The 20002-nt window shown below is 38.6% G+C and carries 17 protein-coding genes and 1 tRNA gene; 11 read left to right on the top strand and 7 right to left on the bottom strand.

Features of this window, described 5'->3' with window-relative positions:
• Nucleotides 1-106: 106 nt before the first annotated feature.
• Nucleotides 107-1555 carry an IS66 family transposase gene (gene tnpC, locus V7O67_RS09880; protein WP_406671410.1) on the top strand — a complete coding sequence of 483 codons (1449 nt, stop codon included), beginning with the start codon at nucleotides 107-109 and terminating at the stop codon, nucleotides 1553-1555.
• Nucleotides 1556-1830: 275 nt separating this feature from the next.
• Here tnpC and pncB read toward each other — a convergent pair whose 3' ends face one another.
• Complete coding sequence (pncB, locus tag V7O67_RS09875; RefSeq protein WP_406669958.1) at nucleotides 1831-3039, bottom strand: nicotinate phosphoribosyltransferase; 1209 nt, start codon at nucleotides 3037-3039, stop codon at nucleotides 1831-1833.
• 200 nt (nucleotides 3040-3239) lie between these two features.
• Here pncB and V7O67_RS09870 point away from each other — a divergent pair, with 200 nt between their 5' ends.
• Entirely contained in the window at nucleotides 3240-4019 is a 780-nt protein-coding gene (locus tag V7O67_RS09870) for a winged helix-turn-helix domain-containing protein (RefSeq protein WP_342304992.1), read from the top strand.
• Here V7O67_RS09870 and V7O67_RS09865 read toward each other — a convergent pair.
• The 3 genes from V7O67_RS09865 to V7O67_RS09855 all read right to left on the bottom strand — a co-directional run bounded on the left by V7O67_RS09865 (nucleotide 4009) and on the right by V7O67_RS09855 (nucleotide 8520).
• A complete protein-coding gene (locus V7O67_RS09865; protein WP_342304993.1) occupies nucleotides 4009-4374 on the bottom strand; it encodes a hypothetical protein in 366 nt (121 codons plus the stop codon). The genes V7O67_RS09870 and V7O67_RS09865 overlap by 11 nt on opposite strands.
• A gap of 43 nt (nucleotides 4375-4417) precedes the next feature.
• Entirely contained in the window at nucleotides 4418-6883 is a 2466-nt protein-coding gene (locus V7O67_RS09860) for a DUF3656 domain-containing protein (RefSeq protein ID WP_342304994.1), read from the bottom strand.
• Between the two features lie 131 nt (nucleotides 6884-7014).
• A complete protein-coding gene (locus tag V7O67_RS09855; RefSeq protein ID WP_342304995.1) occupies nucleotides 7015-8520 on the bottom strand; it encodes a small ribosomal subunit Rsm22 family protein in 1506 nt (501 codons plus the stop codon).
• A gap of 229 nt (nucleotides 8521-8749) precedes the next feature.
• Here V7O67_RS09855 and V7O67_RS09850 point away from each other — a divergent pair, with 229 nt between their 5' ends.
• The 5 genes from V7O67_RS09850 (at nucleotide 8750) to V7O67_RS09830 (ending at nucleotide 12408) form a co-directional block, all read left to right on the top strand.
• Nucleotides 8750-9067 (top strand): B12-binding domain-containing protein, encoded by a 318-nt coding sequence (locus V7O67_RS09850; RefSeq protein ID WP_342304996.1) that lies wholly within the window; start codon nucleotides 8750-8752, stop codon nucleotides 9065-9067.
• Between the two features lie 111 nt (nucleotides 9068-9178).
• A complete protein-coding gene (locus tag V7O67_RS09845) occupies nucleotides 9179-9580 on the top strand; it encodes a tetratricopeptide repeat protein (RefSeq protein WP_406669957.1) in 402 nt (133 codons plus the stop codon).
• Between the two features lie 45 nt (nucleotides 9581-9625).
• Nucleotides 9626-10714, top strand: coding sequence for a hypothetical protein (locus V7O67_RS09840; RefSeq protein WP_342304998.1), 1089 nt, complete (start codon nucleotides 9626-9628; stop codon nucleotides 10712-10714).
• Between the two features lie 142 nt (nucleotides 10715-10856).
• Nucleotides 10857-11585, top strand: a complete 729-nt coding sequence (locus tag V7O67_RS09835) for a hypothetical protein (RefSeq protein WP_342304999.1) — start codon at nucleotides 10857-10859, stop codon at nucleotides 11583-11585.
• Between the two features lie 238 nt (nucleotides 11586-11823).
• Nucleotides 11824-12408, top strand: coding sequence for a Maf family nucleotide pyrophosphatase (locus V7O67_RS09830; protein WP_342305000.1), 585 nt, complete (start codon nucleotides 11824-11826; stop codon nucleotides 12406-12408).
• A 69-nt stretch (nucleotides 12409-12477) separates the two neighbouring features.
• On the opposite strand, the gene V7O67_RS09825 is transcribed toward V7O67_RS09830, so the two are convergent.
• Both V7O67_RS09825 and V7O67_RS09820 read right to left on the bottom strand, forming a co-directional pair.
• Nucleotides 12478-13419 carry a hypothetical protein gene (locus V7O67_RS09825; RefSeq protein WP_342305001.1) on the bottom strand — a complete coding sequence of 314 codons (942 nt, stop codon included), beginning with the start codon at nucleotides 13417-13419 and terminating at the stop codon, nucleotides 12478-12480.
• A gap of 8 nt (nucleotides 13420-13427) precedes the next feature.
• Nucleotides 13428-14246 carry a hypothetical protein gene (locus tag V7O67_RS09820; protein WP_342305002.1) on the bottom strand — a complete coding sequence of 273 codons (819 nt, stop codon included), beginning with the start codon at nucleotides 14244-14246 and terminating at the stop codon, nucleotides 13428-13430.
• 230 nt (nucleotides 14247-14476) lie between these two features.
• On the opposite strand from V7O67_RS09820, the gene mtaA reads away from it, so the two are divergent.
• The 3 genes from mtaA (at nucleotide 14477) to V7O67_RS09805 (ending at nucleotide 18853) form a co-directional block, all read left to right on the top strand.
• Nucleotides 14477-15502, top strand: a complete 1026-nt coding sequence (mtaA, locus tag V7O67_RS09815) for a methylcobamide:CoM methyltransferase MtaA (RefSeq protein WP_342305003.1) — start codon at nucleotides 14477-14479, stop codon at nucleotides 15500-15502.
• A 517-nt stretch (nucleotides 15503-16019) separates the two neighbouring features.
• Complete coding sequence (locus V7O67_RS09810) at nucleotides 16020-18071, top strand: methyl-accepting chemotaxis protein (protein WP_406669956.1); 2052 nt, start codon at nucleotides 16020-16022, stop codon at nucleotides 18069-18071.
• A 239-nt stretch (nucleotides 18072-18310) separates the two neighbouring features.
• On the top strand, nucleotides 18311-18853 hold the full coding sequence (locus V7O67_RS09805; protein WP_342305005.1) for a DJ-1/PfpI family protein: 543 nt from the start codon (nucleotides 18311-18313) through the stop codon (nucleotides 18851-18853).
• Between the two features lie 93 nt (nucleotides 18854-18946).
• Here V7O67_RS09805 and V7O67_RS09800 read toward each other — a convergent pair whose 3' ends face one another.
• Nucleotides 18947-19708: an MBL fold metallo-hydrolase gene (locus tag V7O67_RS09800; RefSeq protein ID WP_406669955.1), complete on the bottom strand. Its 762-nt coding sequence runs from the start codon at nucleotides 19706-19708 to the stop codon at nucleotides 18947-18949.
• Between the two features lie 81 nt (nucleotides 19709-19789).
• On the opposite strand from V7O67_RS09800, the gene V7O67_RS09795 reads away from it, so the two are divergent.
• Nucleotides 19790-19873 (top strand) — tRNA-Leu (locus V7O67_RS09795).
• Nucleotides 19874-20002: the final 129 nt, after the last annotated feature.

Genomic DNA, 20002 nt, shown 5'->3' with positions numbered 1-20002 from the left:
AAAATGAGGGAATATCGAAATCCTCTATACTATGGCTTCATTCTATGTGTTAAAAAATATTCAGTAAAATATCATAAAAAACGTCTATCAATCTGAGGGGATTTGTATAGACCGCGAAGAAATACTTGCAGTTTATGAAGCTGGTCCAGAAGCAGTAGTAGAACTTGTAACTCGATTACTTGGGATAATTGAACATCAATCTCTCCAAATTGCACAACTTGAAGAGCGTGTCAGGCATTTGGAAGAAATGCTTGAAAAGAATAGTCGCAACAGTAGCAAACCACCTTCTACTGATTCTTATGCACGGAATAAACCAACCGTTAAAAGTCAAAGAAAAAAGACCAATAAGCATGTAGGTGGTCAAAACGGTCATCCTGGTACTACATTAAGAATAAATGATGATCCGGATGAAGTTATTGTTCATCCTGTTAATCAATGCGTCAATTGTGGGAGATCGTTAGCTTCTGTTCCCTCTGACTATGAAAGAAGACAGGTCTTTGACATTCCTCCTATAACTATCAATTGCATTGAACATCGTTGCGAGATTAAAACATGTCCCAAATGTTCTCATGTAAACAAAGCTCTTTTTCCAGATGGTGTAACTCAGCCGACTCAATACGGTCATCGAGTTAAGTCATTTGCAGTTTATTTGCACACTTACCAATTACTTCCTTATCAGCGTGTTACCAAGTTGTTCTCTGATATTTTGGGATGCAAGATAAGTCCTGCTACTTTGGTGAACACGGAACGTAGTTGTTTTGAGAAGCTTGGAGCTTTTGAAAATACAGTGAAACATCTCCTGAAAGAATCTCCTGTCATCAATCTGGATGAAACAGGAATGAGAATAAATGCAGTTCGTAATTGGCTTCATGTGGCAGGTACAGACAAACTGACCTATTATTTTGCACATCGCAAAAGGGGCTCAGAAGCAATGGATGCTATGGGCATATTACCAGGTTACACTGGTGTTGCAACACATGATTTTTGGAAACCGTACAACAAATATGAATGTCAACATTCATTATGTAATGCACATTTATTACGAGAGTTAACTGGAGCTTCCGAAAACAGGGATCAACAGTGGCCAAAGATAATGAGTGATCTCTTGATATGCATTAAACATCATGTTGATAATGATCTTTTAGATACTGAGCTAATTCAAAGGTTCAGTGAGGATTATGATCACATAACTTGTTTAGGAGTGAATGAAAATCCTCCTGATCCGGAATCAAATGTGCGGTCTAAAAAACGAGGACGTAAGAAGCAGACCACGGTAAAGAATTTGCTGGATAGGTTTATTGGCCATAAAGAGGATATCTTGCGATTTATGTACGACCAAAACGTTCCGTTTGATAACAATCAGGCTGAAAGAGATATCAGAATGACGAAAGTACAGCAGAAGATATCAGGTACTTTCCGCAGTGAACAGGGTGCAAAAAATTTCTGCCGTATAAGAGGATACGTGTCTACTGTTAATAAGAATTCTGAATCTGTTATCGATGCAATTAGTGCAATATTTTATGGCAATTCATTTGTTCCAAAGTTGCAGAATTGATCGTGGATGAAGAAATCAGCTTGGTGGAAGTGAGCTAGGCTGAATAGTTACATAAAAAGAACTATTATGAAATATATTATGCACAATATTACATTAATTCATAATGTTTATATAGTTAGTAACCAGTTATTTCGCTGGTGAAATAGTATGAAGAAGAGCACATCTATTGAAATAAAGAGAATTTTCATTCTATTTCTTTTGTATCTGTTCCTGATGATCTCACTTGGGCTTATTTCCGGTTTCACTCATATAATTTAGCACACCAGAAATAATAATTATTCATCAAGTCCTTTACGTCCAAAAATGTAGTTCGCTACTCTGATAGCATCTTTATTCCCGGTTTCTTTTCCTTCATCATCACTTAACTTCACTACAGGTATATCATTAATGCTGTGAAGTTTTATTACCATATTAAGAGGTGGACTGGACCTGAAGAACTCATGATTATTAGTGATGCTTGTCCCAATTCCGAATATGCAGTTAATCCGACTTTCACACTTCTTCTTTATCTCTATTGCATCTGAAGCGGAAAGTGAGTCACTGAAAATAACAACTTTTGTCAGTGGGTCTATACCCATTTTTTCATAGTGCTGTATGACCCTGTCGGCAAATTTCAGAGGATCTCCACTGTCATGGCGAACACCATCATACAACTTGGAAAGTTTCAGATTGAAATTTCTGAAAAATGGTTCTGATCCAAATGTATCAGAAAGTGCAATTCCCAGATTTCCCTTGTAAACATCGACCCAACTCTCCAATGCGAACAGATTTGCATTGCGCAGTCCTATAAGTGCTGAAGTTCCCATTATCCATTCGTGGCCAATAGTGCCTGTTGGTTTGACACCATATTTTTTAGCAAGGTACACGTTACTTGTGCCAGTGAATGTTTTACACTTATGAAGTATCCTGACAGCAAGGTCATGTATTTCAAAACTCCGCCTTCGGCGTGTTCCAAACTCTGAAAAACCACAACTGTTCTGCTCAAGCTCTTTAGCATTGCTCACTATAAGCTTTTCATACTCATTCAGGAGATTGCTATAACCCGAACCATTGCCGTATTCTGAATCTACCCAGTCTGTTTCTATCATCTTGAAATAAAGTTCCGAAATCGTTGCCATCAATACGATTTCCCAGAGTATACTGCTATGCCAGGGACCTTTTATCCGAAGATCAAGGTCACCATTATCTGTGAGGTTTACAGTCACTTCAGAGGGATCAAAACGGTAGTTCCTGAGATATTCAATGTACATGGGTTTAAAGTACGGACAGGATGCTTTCAGCCATTTGTACTCATCATCAGTGAGAGCAAGCTCTGGCATATCCTCATCTATGATCCTTCTCAGTTCCCTGACAAAGCCTTCGTTAAAACGCTGTGTTCCACGATTAGTAAAACGATATTCTGCACCTGCATCAGGAAAGAGTTCCAGAACAGCCATCTGCATCGTAAACTTATAAAGGTCATTGTCAAGAATTGAACGAATCAAGTTGTTTCTTCCTTTTTAATTATTAACAAGTAATCGCTATATAGCCTTCCTACTTTCGTATACCTTTTATCTATATATCATGTTTGCTTGTGTTTTCTATCAAGTACTAAATATATGATAATAATTCAGTTCAGTATAGATTAATATAGTTTCATGTTATAATTATGTACAGAAAATTCTAAATAAAGAAGGTATTCATCATGAGTAGTAATATTCTGAAAGGAGATCAAAACGGTATGTACTTGCAGGAGTTTGAAAACCTGCGGTCTGAGATAATTTCCTTAAAAAAGGATGTTAACAGAGTACTTGAACGCTCTAATCATCGTAGTATGGATGCCATGTTCATGGAAATGAAAGGTGACCTGTCACGACCTGTTATACACTATATGATTGAGGATACAAAAAAGACAGTTGAAGAAAACTTTTGTATGGAATGCGATAACAAAGATGTCTGTAAAAATGCATTCTCTGATCTTCTTCAGGAACTGGCCCTGCTTCTTATGGAGGATAAAGTTACTGAGGGGTCCCTTGTTTCGTTCCAGGAACGGTTCAATGAGCTTAAGGGTTTCGCGGTCACTGATAATTGCGATAACTGCATAAAGAGCGCGTCCGTTATATTTGATAAACAGATGGAACTGATACGCTCATTCAACAGGACCCACAATGAAGATTCGAGCAACAGAGCCATCATAGACATCAGTACCATATCAGATGATATTGTCACGGAAGTATGTGAGCCTCTTGCCAATAAGCAACGCCTGGCAATTCTCAAATCAGTAAACTCTGATACAAAAAGCTTTTCTGAACTCTCAAAGATCACTGGTCTGCGTGGAGGAAATCTTCTTTTCCATATTCAGAAATTGCTGGACACTGGTATGATCCTGCAGAGGACCGAGCGGGGGGATTATATGATTACTAGAAAAGGTCATGTCACCCTAAAAGGAATGGCTGAGCTTTATGAAAAACTCATCAAAAGCTAATATCGGTAATATTTTTACACTCGTTCCATTTCGTGTATATTGCCATGATCTCTTCTGCAATTTCCGTGCCCATTCTTTCTTCGATCAGCTCAAGGAACAGTGTCATGTAATGAGGTTGCACACACCCAAGGCTCTCTTCACCTGTTCTTATAAGTGATAACAGGTATTCCAGATCATCGTCATCCAGGGCGGACAAACGGGTCTTGAAGTCTTCTTCATTTTTTGCATAATGGTTTGCAAGAGGTGGAAGTATGGACTTATATGGTGCTTTTGAACCTGTACATTCAAGTCCTGCACACTCAGGAGCGACTTTTTTTAACACTACTATATCTTTAGGGGAAAGTTCTCTTGCCATATTATCACCTAAACTCTTTTAGTTTATAATTTATTATACTGATTTATAGTACACCTTTGAAATAGTGTCCCTGATCGTATTCCTCATCCCTTGTGGACTTCAGTTTAATCTGTTTGCCGTCAAGTGCTCTTCTGTAATTGCGTGTGATATCCTTTACATCCACTTTTTCATAAAGGGAAAGGTCAAGTCTTAACACATCAGCACCTGATGTACAAAGTTTATCAATTTCCTCCACCATGTTCAGGACCGTGGAATTGTAGATAAGGGTACGCTCACCTTCTCGCTTCACCGGGAATGAGCCTTTGGTGTTATCCACAAGTAGCACCTCACTGTCAGTTTCGATAGTCCCGTCTTCAATAAGAGGACCTAACAGGTCATTCTTTGTCACAAGCAGAAGTTCACGTCCATATGCCATGACCTCTATTTGTATATCAGGATCTGCGTTAATGCAAACCTCCTGTGTTTCTTCAAGGTTTAGTTCACTTGAAAGTGTAACACGGTAAGCACCGGATGTTCGGAATGCATTTACTGTGTAAGAATTGAAGGCATTGAACTCTTTTTGGGTAACAAAGGGTGCATCCATTTCATTTGCCAGTCGGATTGTTCCGTAATTAGAACATGCAAGTTTGAATCCTGCATCTGCAACCTGTTGCATCAGTTCTTTTAGTGCAGGCATTTCTTCTTCAAAACTTACCTGTGGTGTCATCAGGACAAATTCCACATCCTTTTCCTTCAGGCCGTTAGTCCTGAGGATATTATTCTCATTCATCAATTCAGTGAATAGATGAATAGGTGCATAAACAATATCAGCGCCAGATTTGGATGCAGTAAAAATTGAATCGATCTCTGAAACCTCAACACTTAACAGAGGTCTTTTTGCTTTCTTTTTGCTTTCTTCCCGCTTATATCCTGTGGAAACAGTGGGACAACTGCGGTTCCTGCCCTCTCTTGGGAATCTGGAATTAAACAGCTCTTCAACTGCTTCCCTTCTAGTACCTGAAAGTGCTCCAAGGGGAATGAAAATATTATCGTCAACATCCAGAATAATATCTTCGACGTGGAATGTTGTATCACCGAGTTTTCCAAGAGTTGCTATCATTTGCTCCTGGCTTGTGGGAGAACTTTTTGCTTCCTGCACTATGTAATCACTGATGGCTTCAGTTTCCCTTTTCCTGCTTTTCACGTTGATATGCAGCTTTTCTCCCTTTCTTGCATGAATTGTTATTATCAGGGGAGTGGTTTGAAGCTCAATGTTCTGTAAGCTTTCAAGTAATTGAGGGTCGGTAGATACATAGACCTCATCGTTCTTTCTTATGGATTTGCTGGTCTTTGCACTTATCAGCAGAGTGGTTTCCTCTCCTTTCCTGGCAACCTGTACAGCCTCACCATTAACAAGAATACCATGAACACGACAACCTATGATCCTGATGCGAGTATTTATGCTGATACCGTCATTTACCTTTATATCCTGAAGAGGTGTAATGGTCATTTCACCTTCTTTTGTGGACTTAGTTATATTATCCACTATTCCCAGATAGGCACCGTAATTGGCACTGTATTTGCGTTGTGTGACATCTTCTTCACCAAGAACAAAACCCCGGGTAAAGCCCCTATAGAATAGTTTTGCAAGCTCGTTCTCCATTTCCTCAAGTTCTTCTGTACTGAAATTCTCACCTGTATCGCATACTTTTTCTGCAACATTTTTGTAGGTTCTTGCACTGGCGGTCACGTACTCCGGTTTTTTCATCCTGCCTTCTATTTTGAGGCTCTTGACACCTGTCTTTATAATGTCTTCAAGCCCCGGGAAGGTACAGAGTTCTGCACAGCTTATTGGATACTCACCTACCCGTTTGCTGTCTACGATCTGTCCATCGACTGACAGTTTATACGGCCGTCTGCAAGGCTGGAAACATGCGCCTCTGTTTGCGCTTCTGTCCGTTATGGCAGTACTGAACAGGCATCGACCTGAAAATGAATAACAAAGGGCACCGTGAACAAAAAGTTCGATTTCAACTGATGTTTTGTCTATAATACTTTTGACCTGCTCCGTGCTCAGTTCCCTTGAGAGTATGACTCTTGAAGCACCTGCATCCCTGATAAAATCAACACCTTGTGGGTTGTGGATCGTCATCTGGGTACTTGCATGTAGTGGAAGGTCCGGGAAATGCTCTTTTAGTAAAAAGAAAAGACCTAAGTCTTCCAGTATAATTCCATCTATATTGTATGCGTATGCCTTATGAACAATATCTATGGCCTCTTGAACCTCATGTTGCTTGAGTGGAATATTAAGAGCAATGAATACCTTAACTCCATAGGTATGTGCAAGATCGATATTGTCCCTGAGGTCCTCTACGGAAAAATTATTTGCACCCTGGCGAGCATTTAACTGCCCAACTCCAAGGTAAACAGCGTCTGCTCCTCCTTTTATGGCGGCTTTCAGGGCTTCCGGGTCACCAGCAGGTGCCAGGATCTCAGGAGGAGTACAGGTTGAAGATTTGTTATTATGCATGCAGATCAGATTCTTATTAGGTTGAATGATAAATCGATAAGTAAAATTTAGAACACAGGAATGAATAGCTCTTTTCGTATCCTTTCAATATGTTCGTTTAGTTTAAAATAATTTATTTGGAATAACTCTTTTTACTGTCCCATGTCTCCGGACAGGGGTTCAATTGTGGTCCCTTTCCCTATTAGCAGGTTGTATGCATCAGTTGCTTCATTGTATTTGACAAGCACATTATAGATTTTAAGTATACTTCCATATCCTGCTTTTGTGATCACTTCATTATCTTCTGAAAGGTTATGGGATGGTAACACTGCATAGACTGCCTTTTTTGAAGTACCGTCGCATATTCTGTAGAGTTTGTACTTCTCATCACCCAGATCACCTGACATCAGTGAACCTACCACATTTATACGTTTAGTATTATGTTTGTCAATTTTTGCCATGCGTGCGAATTTTGCTTTATCAGGAACCATGAGATTCTGCTTTGACAGTTTGTCCTTCCTGAGTATCGCATATGAGTATTTGATATCGGTATTAATGTAACGATAAGGCTCATCGCATTCTGCCAGTTTGCTCATGACCCTGGTAATCTCAATATCTTTTTTATGATCGAAGCTCCAGCATGTTTTAAGGGTACATTCACCCGACCAGATGAATGAACATGGGCTATATATCTTGATTCCCATTCTCTTCAGTATTATGGTGAGTGCTCTCATCTCAGTTGAATTAACCTTGTCAGCAGGTTCTATTATTATGATATTACCATCAGGTGTGAGTTTTTCTGCCATGTTCTTTACGATATCAGCCCTTTGTTCAAGGCTTAGGCCTTTCATCTCATTCAGGACATTGGAAAAGACCATAAGGTCAATGTTGTCCGGAAGTTTTTCAATTTCCAGTTTACTCACATCGGCTCTGATAGGTTCTTCAACAGTGACATTTGATTTTATGTCTGCATACTGTGGAACGAGGAAATTATATGCCTCTATGTTTTCGTCGAAGAGTTCAATTGTATGGATGTTTGCCTTGCGGTCGTCAAGACGGTTGTAAAAGTCGATAATTGCCAGTGGGATTGTACCCGGTCCGGTTCCTACATCAAGTATTTTCATACGGTTCTTCAGAAGACCGTCCTTTGCCAGGTCGTAGAGAAGATATTGAAATTGTATAAAATATACAGGGAACTGATAAGCAAGGTATCCAAGGATGCTATATCCTTTTTCATAGCTTATGTTTCTTGCATTGCCTTCTTTCCAGTAGCTGGCTTTCTGATAGCGAATGGCTCTTCTTATTTTATCTAAAACGATGGGGTCGTCCCAGTCTTTGCTGGTCTTCTTTTCGATATATTGTTCGATATGACGTTCCATTTTTCTGGAAACAGCAGTTGACTTGAAAAAAAGGTCATTCTTTTTTATTTCCTCATCAGTAAGTTCCATTTTCTTTTGAGGAGTTGCACGAACAATCCTGAAATCATCCTTATTGATAACAACATCGATTCCAAGGTCGAAGAACAGGGGTTTAAGAGTATTGTATACCTGTTGGACGGATGTTTCCTCATTTAGATAGTCAGTAAGCTCTGATAACATGAATTCTGGTTTCATGCGTGAAACGTATTTGAATGTAGATATGATTTCCCTGTCTGACATTATGGTTTCATAGCCTCTCCAACATGATAAATATACTGATGGAAGTTTTTGAATCATGTTTTACCGTGATTGGGTCTGAGTCGAATAATTTATATAGTAGCTACACATAATCAAATTTAGTTGTCTTAAATCAACTAAAATGGACTACCTCCAAAGATCAAGACGACAGAAGTGGATTTAGTTCCAAATGGGCGATGAATACTCCACAATAAAAATTAGGATTGTTTATATGGAATCTGAAAAATCACTATTCAATAAGATAATAGAAAAAGCACGGGAATCTGTTCTCAACTTTGACAGCATGGAAGCTGAATCTGCCGTCCGGGAAGCGGTTGATGCAGGCATGGACCCTGTTGATCTAATAGAACTTGGATTTATAGAGGGAATGAGAGAGATGGGAGATCGTTTCGAAAAAGGAGATGTTCCGCTTTTGCATATATTTGCAGCTTCCAAAATAATGGAAAAAGGTATTTCACTGCTCAAATCCTGCGCAATGGAAAATCACATGGATTTTAGTATATTCGGTAATATTGCAATAAGGGCCTGATTCAGGCTTACTTAGATTTGCTACTTTAATTCTGATTTTCTTTTTTTATTAGTCTGCTATAACACTTCTATGGCTGTAATATTTATTAGTGATGAACATCCTTTTTTTATTATGGATAGTTCTGCCACACATGAAAAGCTCCTGATGTGCAGATTAGATACGCTGATTGCTGACGGATTGTACGAAAAAGCAATATCCTGTCTGGATGAAATATTAAAAGAACACCCTGCTGATGAACATGCTCTTTCAATGAAAGGATTCGCATATTGTCTGGTGGAGGATTCTGAAAAAGGTATTGAACTTCTGGAAGATGCACTGGAAATGGAACCATACTCAAAGAATGTTCTTATAATCTTTGCAGATGCCTGCCTGCAATCTTCAATGTCTGATAGATCATTGGAGATACTGGAAAGGGCAATAAATTATTATCCTGAAGATGACGGGTTTGTTATGTTAAAAGCGGTCATTCTCGGAGCCAGAAAACGAAGTGGTATTAATGCGCAGTTTAATTAGCTTTAAATCAGTAACTATATAACTCAACCTTTACTATTTATTTATATGAGCTGGTATGTAATAGATGCAGTTGATCGTGCAATAGAAAGGACACGAACATGCCTTATTGAACCTTTTGACATCTGGAAGTGGCTAAAACTTGCCATTATTGTCTTATTTATCGGTGGCGTCGGCAGTGGTTTCAATGGTGGCGGTAATGGCGGTCCTTATGGTGGTTCTGAACCAGATCTTTCCGGGATTCCACAGGGATTCATCGAAATTATTAGCAATTTTTATGAGCATCTGATGTCTTATTCTGGAGTTACACTTGTCATCTTAGCTATAGTATTCATCTTCCTATTTGCTCTTCTTCTGAGTTTGATAGGAAGTGTAATGGAATTCGTTTTTGTGGAATCACTGGTTCACAATGATGTACGGATACGGGAGTATTTTAGCAGGTATCTGGTAAAAGGAGTAGCTCTTTATGTTTTGCGTATAATTGTAGTTTTGGGAGTTCTTCTGGTTTTTGCCATTCTTGCATTGCCTTTATTTTTTATCATAGGTGGTATGAATGGGGGAATTGACAATTTAGGCGCAGCTTCTATTGCATTACTTATTGTGGGAATTTTTGCCATTATTTTTGTAATTGCTATTATCGCAGGCATAATTGGATCATTTGTCAATCTGGCCATACCCGTTTCTATGTACTCAGAATGCAACATATTTTCGTCTTTATTTCGGGTGTTTGGACAGTTCAGGTCTGATTGGAAACAGATGGCAATATATTGGATAGGTCGTTTGGTGCTTGCTATTGCAGTAGGTATACTTCTGGCAATTCTGGCAATCATAGCAATGATAGCATTGGGAATTTTGCTTCTTATTGTGGACCTCATTCTATACTTTGGTTTTTCAGCAATATTTGCGGATACTACTGTGTGGATCTTGTTTATTCCAATATTAGTTGTCGAATTTATTATGTTCATATTTATGATGGCTTTTGTAGGAATGCCTGCGAGTGTTTTTATGAAATACCACATGCTCACTTTCCTGCAAAAATGGTATCCTGTGGAAATTCCTATGTTTGACAACAGCCCGATAATGGGTGCTAACAACATGGATGAATGGGTAAATGAAACAATCTCAACTGAAGATTAATTCTGCTTATGAAGGCAACAGTAGTTTGCCTTCAACTGCTTTTTCCATTATAATGCAATTCCCCACCAAATTCCATTCTATTTTTCTACAGAGTCAAAACATATTGTTTTTTAAACCATAAAATGTATCATGGCTTAATAGCATGAATCAAGATACCATCCCAAAAATCAAAAATCCTCAAAGAGTAGCCTTAAATAGGTGGATTTATGCAGCTATTTTCTTTACTGTTCTCGGCCTACATAGCTACATCACTTTTGATATAAACTCGTTTGATGGTTTGTTTATTATGGTCTCTATCACTATTGTGTTGACTTCATTATTCTTTATCAGGACAACTAGGAAAAACGTTAAAGTTCTGGATAAGGCTATCAATCAGAAAAAGATGATCGTCCATTGGAAATACACGAATGAAGAATGGTGGAATTATTTATCGCACGAAGAGGATTATCGAAATGATATGGGAAGTTTAATGGCTATTTTTTTATCAGTGATAACTGCAATCATATTTGTTCCGATCATTGTGTTTGCACCTGAGGGTAATTTTTTCATGTTTATGGTGATGCTAGGTTTATTTGGGCTTTATTTTTTCATGGGATATGTCTTTCCTTCGATCCTGTTCTATTTCAAGAGAAAAAGCGTGGGAGAGGTCATTTTGCTTGAGAAAGGAGTTCTTTTGAATAAAGAATTTCATACATGGGACTTTCCACTATCAAAATTCAGTTTTGCAGAATTTCAAGAAGAACCATATAATCATATAGAGGTAGTCTATGATTTCTTTGATCGAACAGGACCTAGAAGCTATACTGTAAATGTTCCGATACCTGGAAATAATAAAGATGATATTGACAAGATAATCTCTAGTTTTAACTAGCTGTTTTAGTGTGCAGTCTCTGTATAAATTCGTATTATTCAAGTGATTATAGAAATTAATAATTATTTGAAATACACATTTTGATATTGATATTTTTGTAATTTAACATGATGGTGTAATTTATACAGGATTTTAATAGAGTCATAAAATTTATTTTTTATAAAACAGCAATATGCTTTTTGCAATTAATTGAGCTTTTGTCACAAAGTAGATATTTTCACCTGTCTTTTACATATTCATGAACAGGATTATCCTTGCTTCTGCATCTGCGAGAAGAAAAGAGCTGTTAGAGCAATTGATAGGTCCGGATTTTGATATTTATGTGAGTTCTTATGCAGAAGACACAGGCAAAGGTTTGAGTCCTGTTGAACTTGTCATGCATCACTCTTTTGAAAAAGCAGTTGATGTGGCGGATAATCTCGAAGAAGGCGTAATTATCTCTGCTGATACAGTTGTCGTTTGCAGGGGCGAAGTACTTGGAAAACCAGCTGATGAGTATCATGCACAAGAGATACTGCAAAAAATAAACGGACAACAGATAAAGGCGATTACCGGATTGACTGTAATGGATGTTTGTAGCAGAGAAGAAATTACGGAATATGAACTAACAACCGTCTGGATGAGGAAAATGCCGGAACAGCTGATAAGAGATTATATCAACACAGGAGAGCCTTTTGGCAAAGCAGGTGCCTTTGCAATACAAGGGAAAGGAGCTATACTTGTTGAGAGGATTGATGGTGACTTTTTCAATGTTGTGGGTCTTCCACTTTTCAGGCTGTCAAATATGCTTGATAAATTCAATGTAAATGTCCTGTTTTCCTAAAATGTTTTTCATCAAAGAAAGCTTAATAAAAAATGAGAAAAAAGAAAGAAAAAGAAAACTAAGATACTTTTAGATTTTCCTTTTATTCTTTCTTATAATTCCCGCAGCACAAAGCATGGAAATCACCAGCATAGGAATTTCAAATCCGGGAGATTCTGCAGCTGTATCTTCTTCATCTTCTTCTACGGGCATCTCATCATCAACAGGTATGTCTGATTCAAGAAGCGTATATGTCATTGGTGTCTTCAGTTTCAGGTCATGGAGCTTAATTGATTCGCTGGTTTGCGCATTTGCAGCTATTAGACCATCTGTGATGACATCCACCTCAAAGCTGTAGGATTCATCGGCCGGAACAGTCATTCTTACAGTTCCTCTTGTTCTTTGACCATGTTCTACGTTTGAGACAATGACACTGCCTGTGTATCTTGTGTACTGATCAACGACTGCTGTGACAACTATATTGATTTTGTCTGCTTCATCGCCCTGATTGTAGAGTCCTGGTGAAGCTTCAAAAATAATATCCTCACCATAATTTGTTGCCTGTATGGTTTCTATCATCAGGTCGGTCAGAATCACATTTGAAACAGGTTCAGTTGTTCCTTCAATGAGCCGTATCTGGCTAGTATACTCATCTACAAGGTTATTGTCTTCGAACAATTCCACTATAACGAGCTGTTCCCCACTTTTAGGAACGTTGAAATTAAGGGCTTTATATGTCTGGGAATTTGCTTTAAGGTAGCCTACATTTTCTGTATGATCTGATGTTATCAGATTTGTAGATGGGTCTTTTGTTTTTACCTTGATGGAAAGTGTGCCTGTATCACTAGCCATGGGATTTTGCGTGTAGACAGTTACCTTAAGCTCGAACTCTTCATCCGCCAGTGTTGACATCACATCTACATTGGTGATTACAGGATGCTGGACTTCTTTTACTACATTCTCGTTCAGGCATCCACTGGAGATACAAAACAGAAAAATGGAAAAGAAAAGCAGAAGGTTCACAACTTTCATGCTATCGCCTACAGTTTAACTTTCAGCACAAGTTTCTGTTCATCTACGATATGGTCACCATACATTAATCTGACATAGATATCGGTCTCACCATTTGGTGCATCATCTTTCACAGGTATCTGCATTCCCTTAGTATGGGATGTTCCACTTCTTGCCATTGCCTCGCTTATATTCATGGATGCCTGGTCTGCTATGAGTTTATTGTCAACATCTGCCACAACAGTTAGTATGCCAGCAGGCACAGTGCTCTGTCCATGATTCTTTACTGAGAATGTAATGGTTGCATTTTCTCCGGCTTCAAGTTCCCAGGCTTCTGCTGAAGTTGTACGCAATGAATCCATATCCTTTACAAATCCAAGGAACTGGAGTTGTACGTCCGGAAGTATGGTTACTTCTACAGGAACTGATTTTGTCTTTGTTATCTGCAATCCTTCATCATCTGTTCCTGAAAGGTAACTGATGGTCACAGCGGATTCATTTGTATCTGTGTCAAAAGCCGGTGCCATTATCTTTGAGTTAAGAATAGAAGATTCAGCAGTATCGGCAGCATTCTCTTTTCCTGCTATATTAAGAGAATCTGTTCCTGTAATTATAAATGGCATGTAACTTGAAACCATTACGGAATCAATGGACTGTGTAGCATTGTTACTTATTTTCAGGGATATGTCCTGTTCCTGGAATTCTTTAATGACTACCGGGGAGGCGTCAATAAATACATTTTCAGGGCTTACAGAGTCTATTGGTCCAACGGTTGTTGTGCAACCTGATATTATTACCATGGCTAAAAGTGATGCGATCACTATTATTTTCCGGACTAGTTCTGTCATAATTAATACCTCACTTTTGAAAGTACTCAAAAGTTTAAAAACCCTTTGATAATTTTTATTATTGTTTTTTATTTATTTTAATAATATATTAATAACCTAGGTTGATTGGCAATAATTCCAGCAGATATGCATACAAATAAGTAATGTCCACTAAAAACAATATTTGTAAATGTGGAGAAAAGATAGTCTTTTAAATAACCTGGATACATAGAATTATTGAGGAGTTCTGTTTGTCTGGTCTAACATTAAAAGAGCGTTTTATCAATTCCCTGGAAAGAAAAAATGTGGATAAAGTTCCTGTCTGTTCGGTAACTCAAACAGGAATAGTTGAACTTATGGAAATAAGCGGCGCAAAATGGCCCGATGCTAATTATGATCCTGAAAAAATGGCCACATTGGCTATTGCTGCACATGAGCTAACAGGGCTTGAAGCTGTCAGGTATCCCTTTTGTACCACAGTTCTAGCTGAGAGCCTTGGATGTACTATTGCAGAAGGTTCTCTTGATACACAACCTTACCAGCTTGATTTTCCATGCAAGGATAAAGAAGATGTTACCGGATTTTCTATCCCGGAGAAATTACTTGAAAGTAAAAGAATAAAAACAATGCTTGAAGCTACTGATATAATAAAAAGCAGGATATCAGACGATGTTCCAGTAATTGCAGGAATGATAGGACCTGCAGCCATTGCTTTTTATCTATGTGGTGCAAATAACTACTTGCGGTGGTGTATAACTGAATCCGACCTTCTTACAGAGCTGTTTGCTATTGGTACCAAAGTATGCACAGAATATGCCAATGCTCTTTTTGATCACGGAGCAGATGCAGTAGTTATAATTGATTCAGAGGCAGGTCCTGATCTTTTCCCGCCACCATTGTTTGAATCTCTTGTAATCCCACATTATCGGTTACTGACTAGAAATCTAAAAGGGCATTCAATTCTTCATATTTGTGGTGACGCTACGGATATTCTGGATATTATGTCTGAATCTGGATTCCATGGGCTTAGCATAGAAGAAAAAGTAGATCTCGCTTATGCGAGTCAGATCGTTTCAGGTAGAGTATGCCTTATAGGTAATGTGTCACCTGCTGCAACCTTGCTTGGTAAATCGCCTGACCACATTAAAAAAGAAGCAAAACAATGTATTATGGATGGAGTAGGTATACTGGCCCCTGGATGTGGTATCGCTCCACGCACATCAATTGAGAGCATAAAGGCCTTTGTGGAAGCAAGAGATGAATTTTATAAAGAATAAGAATTACTAGCAATATAATACTTTGTAGTATATGTCTGTTAACAGAAGTTGTGGATTTGCTGAAATGAAATGGCAATGGACAATGCTTCTGTTATTTGATTTTTTTTGTGTAAATAGTATATGTCGTCTAGTTTGACCCTGGTTTCATAAGGGAGAGCTACGTGTATAATTGGTGTATATACAAAGGTGTTTTTTTGATGCGCTTATAATATTCATTTTTTTGAGGTTTTAAATACACAATTGCATAACTGTATATCATTTTTACATATTGTGTATAAAAAGCTAACTAATTTTATTGAGTAATATATTGTGGTCTATTAATAAGTATATGCAATATATCAATATACAGACGCAGATTTTTTATATTGCTACAATATCAGTGAGTACTTTTATATGTATTAAAATTATATAATAATCTAATTTTATTGTGTGACTTATACATATCTGTTTAAAAATGTGGTTTTAACATTGTTATCAAATTTGATTTAGCGTATATACAAATGGAGGATGTGGTCAATTGAATTTAAAAAACATTACGATCAATCGAAAGATCATTGCGTTTGCTTTGATCCTTACAATTTTGCCAATGGCAGCTGTTGGGTTGTTTGCTTATGAGCAAACTTCAACTGCTATTGAAAAAGAATTGCAGGATAGACTTGAAGAACAAGTCTTCATGGAAAAGCAGTATATAGATACTGTATTTTCCCTTGCCCAGGATAATGTTGAACTTAATCTGGATGTAGCTCACAATAGTTTTTATAAACTTGGTGACCCAAAAATATCTGATGGTGAGCTGTTATTTGGAGATGATTATACTGCCAATAGTAAATATGACATGGTTGACTCTATCAAAGAGCAAAATGGGGCAGAAGTAACTGTTTTTCAGGTAATTGATAATTCCGCAATTCGTATCTCTACTACTATACTCGATGAGAGTGGAAAACGTATTATGGGGACTGCTGTATCTGATGCCGTTTATGAAGCTGTTGTACAGAAAGGACAAACATATAATGGAATAGCCAGTGTTCTTGGGGACCGTTATTTGAGTACTTATGAGCCGATAAAAGATGCTTCCGGAAATATAATAGGCATCCTTTTTGTTGGTATTCCTGAAGAGTACTACCGTCTTGTGGTCAAAGAACAGATGTCCAGTATCACTTTCGGTGAAACAGGATACATGTTTGTAATGGATTCAAATGGTGATGTCATTATTCATCCAAGCATAGAGGGAGATAACCTTGGCAGCAATGATTTTGCCAAACAAATGATCGCCGAAAAAGAAGGTGATGTCGTTTATGAATGGCAGGGTCGTGATAAGGCAATAAGTTACACCTACTTTGAGGAAAAGGACTGGATCATTGCATCTGGTACTTATATTGATGAATTTGAAGCTCCTGTTAGGGTGATAAAGGATGGAATAATAGCTGCTATACTTGTATTTACGGTTCTTGGTTCTGCTGCAGCATTCCTGATAAGCAGATCCATTTCAGGTGGAATCCAAAAAATCGTTGCGGACTTTAAGAAGATATCAAATGATGCGCTTGAAGGTAAGATCGATACCAAAGCTGAAACAGATGTTGACATTGATTTTATTGCAATTCCAAAGGGTCTGAATGATATTCTAAGTTCATTGACTAATATTATTAACGTGGTCAGCAAGAGTGCAAACAATGTTGCTGCAACAGCTGAAGAAATGTCAGCGTCCATTGAGGAAATGACTGCTGCATCCACAGAGATATCCACAACCGTTGGTGAGATAGCTAAAGGTTCAAATGAACAGTCTTCCATGTCAGATGATGTTGCCAAGACAATGAGTGACATGACCGTTGGTGTGCAGGATATTGCAGTCAATGCTCAGCAGGCAGCAGAAGCAGCAAACACGTCAAAGGACGTTATATCTGATGTTGGCATCCAGTCAAAAGACCTGCTGGTACAGATGGATGATATTCAGGCTGCTACAAATGATTCAGCGACTGTTATTAAGCAACTTGAGGCCAAGTCTAACCAGATCGGTGAGATAGTTGCTCTTATCACCAGTATTGCTGACCAGACAAACCTTCTGGCCCTTAACGCTGCAATCGAAGCAGCCCGTGCAGGAGAACACGGACGTGGATTTGCAGTAGTTGCTGATGAGGTAAGAAAACTTGCTGAAGAATCAGGTACTGCAGCGTCTCAGATATCTGATCTACTTTCAGAGATCAAAGAGGGAACCCATGCAGCAGTCACTTCAATGGAATCTGGTGTTATAACAGTTACAAATGGTGTCAGTTCACTTGGAAGGACTGTAGAAGCTGTACAAAATATAGTCGAGGAAAGTGACAAAGTTGCTCTTATGACAGGGAACATTGCCGCCGCATCACAGGAGCAGTCTGCTTCCATTGAAGAGATCACAGCTTCAGTTGATGAAGTTGCTTCAATCTCACAGGAAGCAGCATCTGGTACAGAACAAACATCTGCTGCTGTGGAACAGCAAAGCTCCTCTATACAGGAACTTGCAAATAATTCACAGGAACTTGCACAGATGGCTTCTGAAATGCAGGAAATTGTTTCAAAATACATTATTGAATAAACAAAGAGGAGTTTTTCCTCCTCTTTTACTTTCATTTTAAATTGTGAATCTGGTTATTGTCCTTTTTTCTTTCCTTTTTCTTTTTCAACTCGTTAAATATAAGTATTTGAAACAAAAATTATCTAATTGTGCGAATAATAATACTCATAAAATAATTATAGAAAATATAGTCTGGTTGAGGAGGATTCTACCGGAAAGTTGAAAAATGATATGGATAAGTTGGGTAGCAAAGTGATAATATGTCAGGATCAAGTTTAGATAGCAAAAAAGTTTTGATGGTTGTTGCACAGGAAGGTTTCAGGGATGAGGAGTTCTTTGAACCCAGGGATGTATTTGAGGATGCAGGAATAACTATTACTGTTGCAAGCAAGACTACAGATGTAGCTACCGGGGCACTTGGCGGGACTGTAAGACCTGATGTTCCTATAGATAAAGTGATTATTTCCGAGTATGATGCGATTGTTATTTCAGGTGGTGGCGGTTCAAGAAAACTGTTATGGCCGGATAAGAAGTTGCAGCAACTGGTTGCTGATGCCTTTGAACATGAGAAGGTCGTGGCTGCGATCTGTGTGTCTCCTGTGATACTTGCAAGAGCAGGGATACTTGAGGGTAAAAAAGCTACTGTTTTTAAGGACCCCGAATCTATCAAGGAGCTTAAAAAAGGCAAAGCAAATTATGAGGATGCAGATGTAATAGTTACTGAGAATATCATTACAGCCCGTGATCCTCCAAGCGCTGAGGCATTTGGTGAGGCTGTTATTGAAGCTCTTGAGAAATGGTAAAGCCGGATAACCGGCTTAATATTTTATTTTCTTAGTTTTTCAGTTTTTCATCTTTTTTTCATTTTTGACTTTTGTTAATTAGTTTTGTGCAGACTAAGGCTTGATTACCATCAGGTCTTTAGCAATGGTGACGTTGCCAGTAAAGTACTTCCTGATATGGTGTCTGGCTTCCTCGTAATGTCCATGCATGTGAGGATAGAGGTGTGTCAGGTAGAGTTCCTTGACGTTAATCGGATACTCCTCCAGCATGAGGGTGAACATGTCCGGAGTAGTGTGGTTGGTCATTTCGAAGTTCACCGGGAAAGAGCATTCATGTATGAGTACATCTGCATCCTCTGCCAGTTCCATTACTGCTTCACATGGCTCGGTGTCTCCTGTATAAACAACGCTTTTGCCTTCGCTCTTAATGCGATACGCCAGTGAGTTATTAGTATGAACGGTCTTAGCACACGTGATAGTACAATCTCCTCCTTTTCCCTCTGGTGCAAACTCATCCCCAGGCGAGAGTTCTATGATGTCAACGGTGAACCTGTCCTTTAGATAGTCATAGACGTCCAGCGTCTTTTCAAACCATTCCTGTGTCCCCTGCGGCCCGAAAATACGCATGTCTGTCTTACCCATCAACCAGTTGGCCTTGAGCAGCGCCAGCACATCCCCCACATGGTCAAGATGCAGATGCGTGAGAACGATGCCATCAATGTCCGTATGTTTATGCTTGCTCTCCAGTATCCTGCCAAGAACACCGCACCCGCAGTCAAAAAGCAATAATTTCCCCTCGAAATCCATAAGCACACCGGACTGAACTCTTCCGATCTGGGGTATCCCGACCCCTGTTCCGAGAAATGTAATCTTCATATTTGCTATAATAAGGCTTAAGTAACTTAATTGTATTTATCAGGTGTTCAACTGTACTGATATAAGTATACTCTTCTTATTGCGAGGGTTGCCCAGCTGGTCAAAGGCGCTGGACTTAAGATCCAGTATCGAAGGATTTCGAGGGTTCAAATCCCTCCCCTCGCACCTACGCGTCGGGATATAGGTAACTAAGAAAAATACCACTCTATAAATTTAATCACTTTATTTTCATCAAATTAATTCAAAATTGGACTATACCCATTTACTTATATAGTTATATTCTAAACTATTGAG

It is taken from the genome of Methanolobus sp. ZRKC4, from assembly GCF_045291305.1.
Lineage (GTDB): Archaea > Halobacteriota > Methanosarcinia > Methanosarcinales > Methanosarcinaceae > Methanolobus.
The sequence above is the reverse complement of the archived record's forward strand: the minus strand, read 5'-3'. Positions and strand labels throughout refer to the sequence as shown.

What these genes read in the sequence shown, in the direction of transcription:
- V7O67_RS09850 (WP_342304996.1), top strand. Translation starts at nt 8,750, where the DNA reads ATGGAATCTGAAAAATCACTATTCAATAAGATAATAGAAAAAGCACGG.
- V7O67_RS09830 (WP_342305000.1), top strand. Translation starts at nt 11,824, where the DNA reads ATGAACAGGATTATCCTTGCTTCTGCATCTGCGAGAAGAAAAGAGCTG.
- V7O67_RS09840 (WP_342304998.1), top strand. Translation starts at nt 9,626, where the DNA reads ATGAGCTGGTATGTAATAGATGCAGTTGATCGTGCAATAGAAAGGACA.
- V7O67_RS09870 (WP_342304992.1), top strand. Translation starts at nt 3,240, where the DNA reads ATGAGTAGTAATATTCTGAAAGGAGATCAAAACGGTATGTACTTGCAG.
- V7O67_RS09845 (WP_406669957.1), top strand. Translation starts at nt 9,179, where the DNA reads ATGGATAGTTCTGCCACACATGAAAAGCTCCTGATGTGCAGATTAGAT.
- V7O67_RS09860 (WP_342304994.1), bottom strand. Translation starts at nt 6,883, where the DNA reads ATGCATAATAACAAATCTTCAACCTGTACTCCTCCTGAGATCCTGGCA.
- V7O67_RS09835 (WP_342304999.1), top strand. Translation starts at nt 10,857, where the DNA reads ATGAATCAAGATACCATCCCAAAAATCAAAAATCCTCAAAGAGTAGCC.
- V7O67_RS09855 (WP_342304995.1), bottom strand. Translation starts at nt 8,520, where the DNA reads ATGTCAGACAGGGAAATCATATCTACATTCAAATACGTTTCACGCATG.
- V7O67_RS09825 (WP_342305001.1), bottom strand. Translation starts at nt 13,419, where the DNA reads ATGAAAGTTGTGAACCTTCTGCTTTTCTTTTCCATTTTTCTGTTTTGT.
- V7O67_RS09805 (WP_342305005.1), top strand. Translation starts at nt 18,311, where the DNA reads ATGTCAGGATCAAGTTTAGATAGCAAAAAAGTTTTGATGGTTGTTGCA.
- V7O67_RS09865 (WP_342304993.1), bottom strand. Translation starts at nt 4,374, where the DNA reads ATGGCAAGAGAACTTTCCCCTAAAGATATAGTAGTGTTAAAAAAAGTC.
- V7O67_RS09820 (WP_342305002.1), bottom strand. Translation starts at nt 14,246, where the DNA reads ATGACAGAACTAGTCCGGAAAATAATAGTGATCGCATCACTTTTAGCC.
- V7O67_RS09800 (WP_406669955.1), bottom strand. Translation starts at nt 19,708, where the DNA reads ATGAAGATTACATTTCTCGGAACAGGGGTCGGGATACCCCAGATCGGA.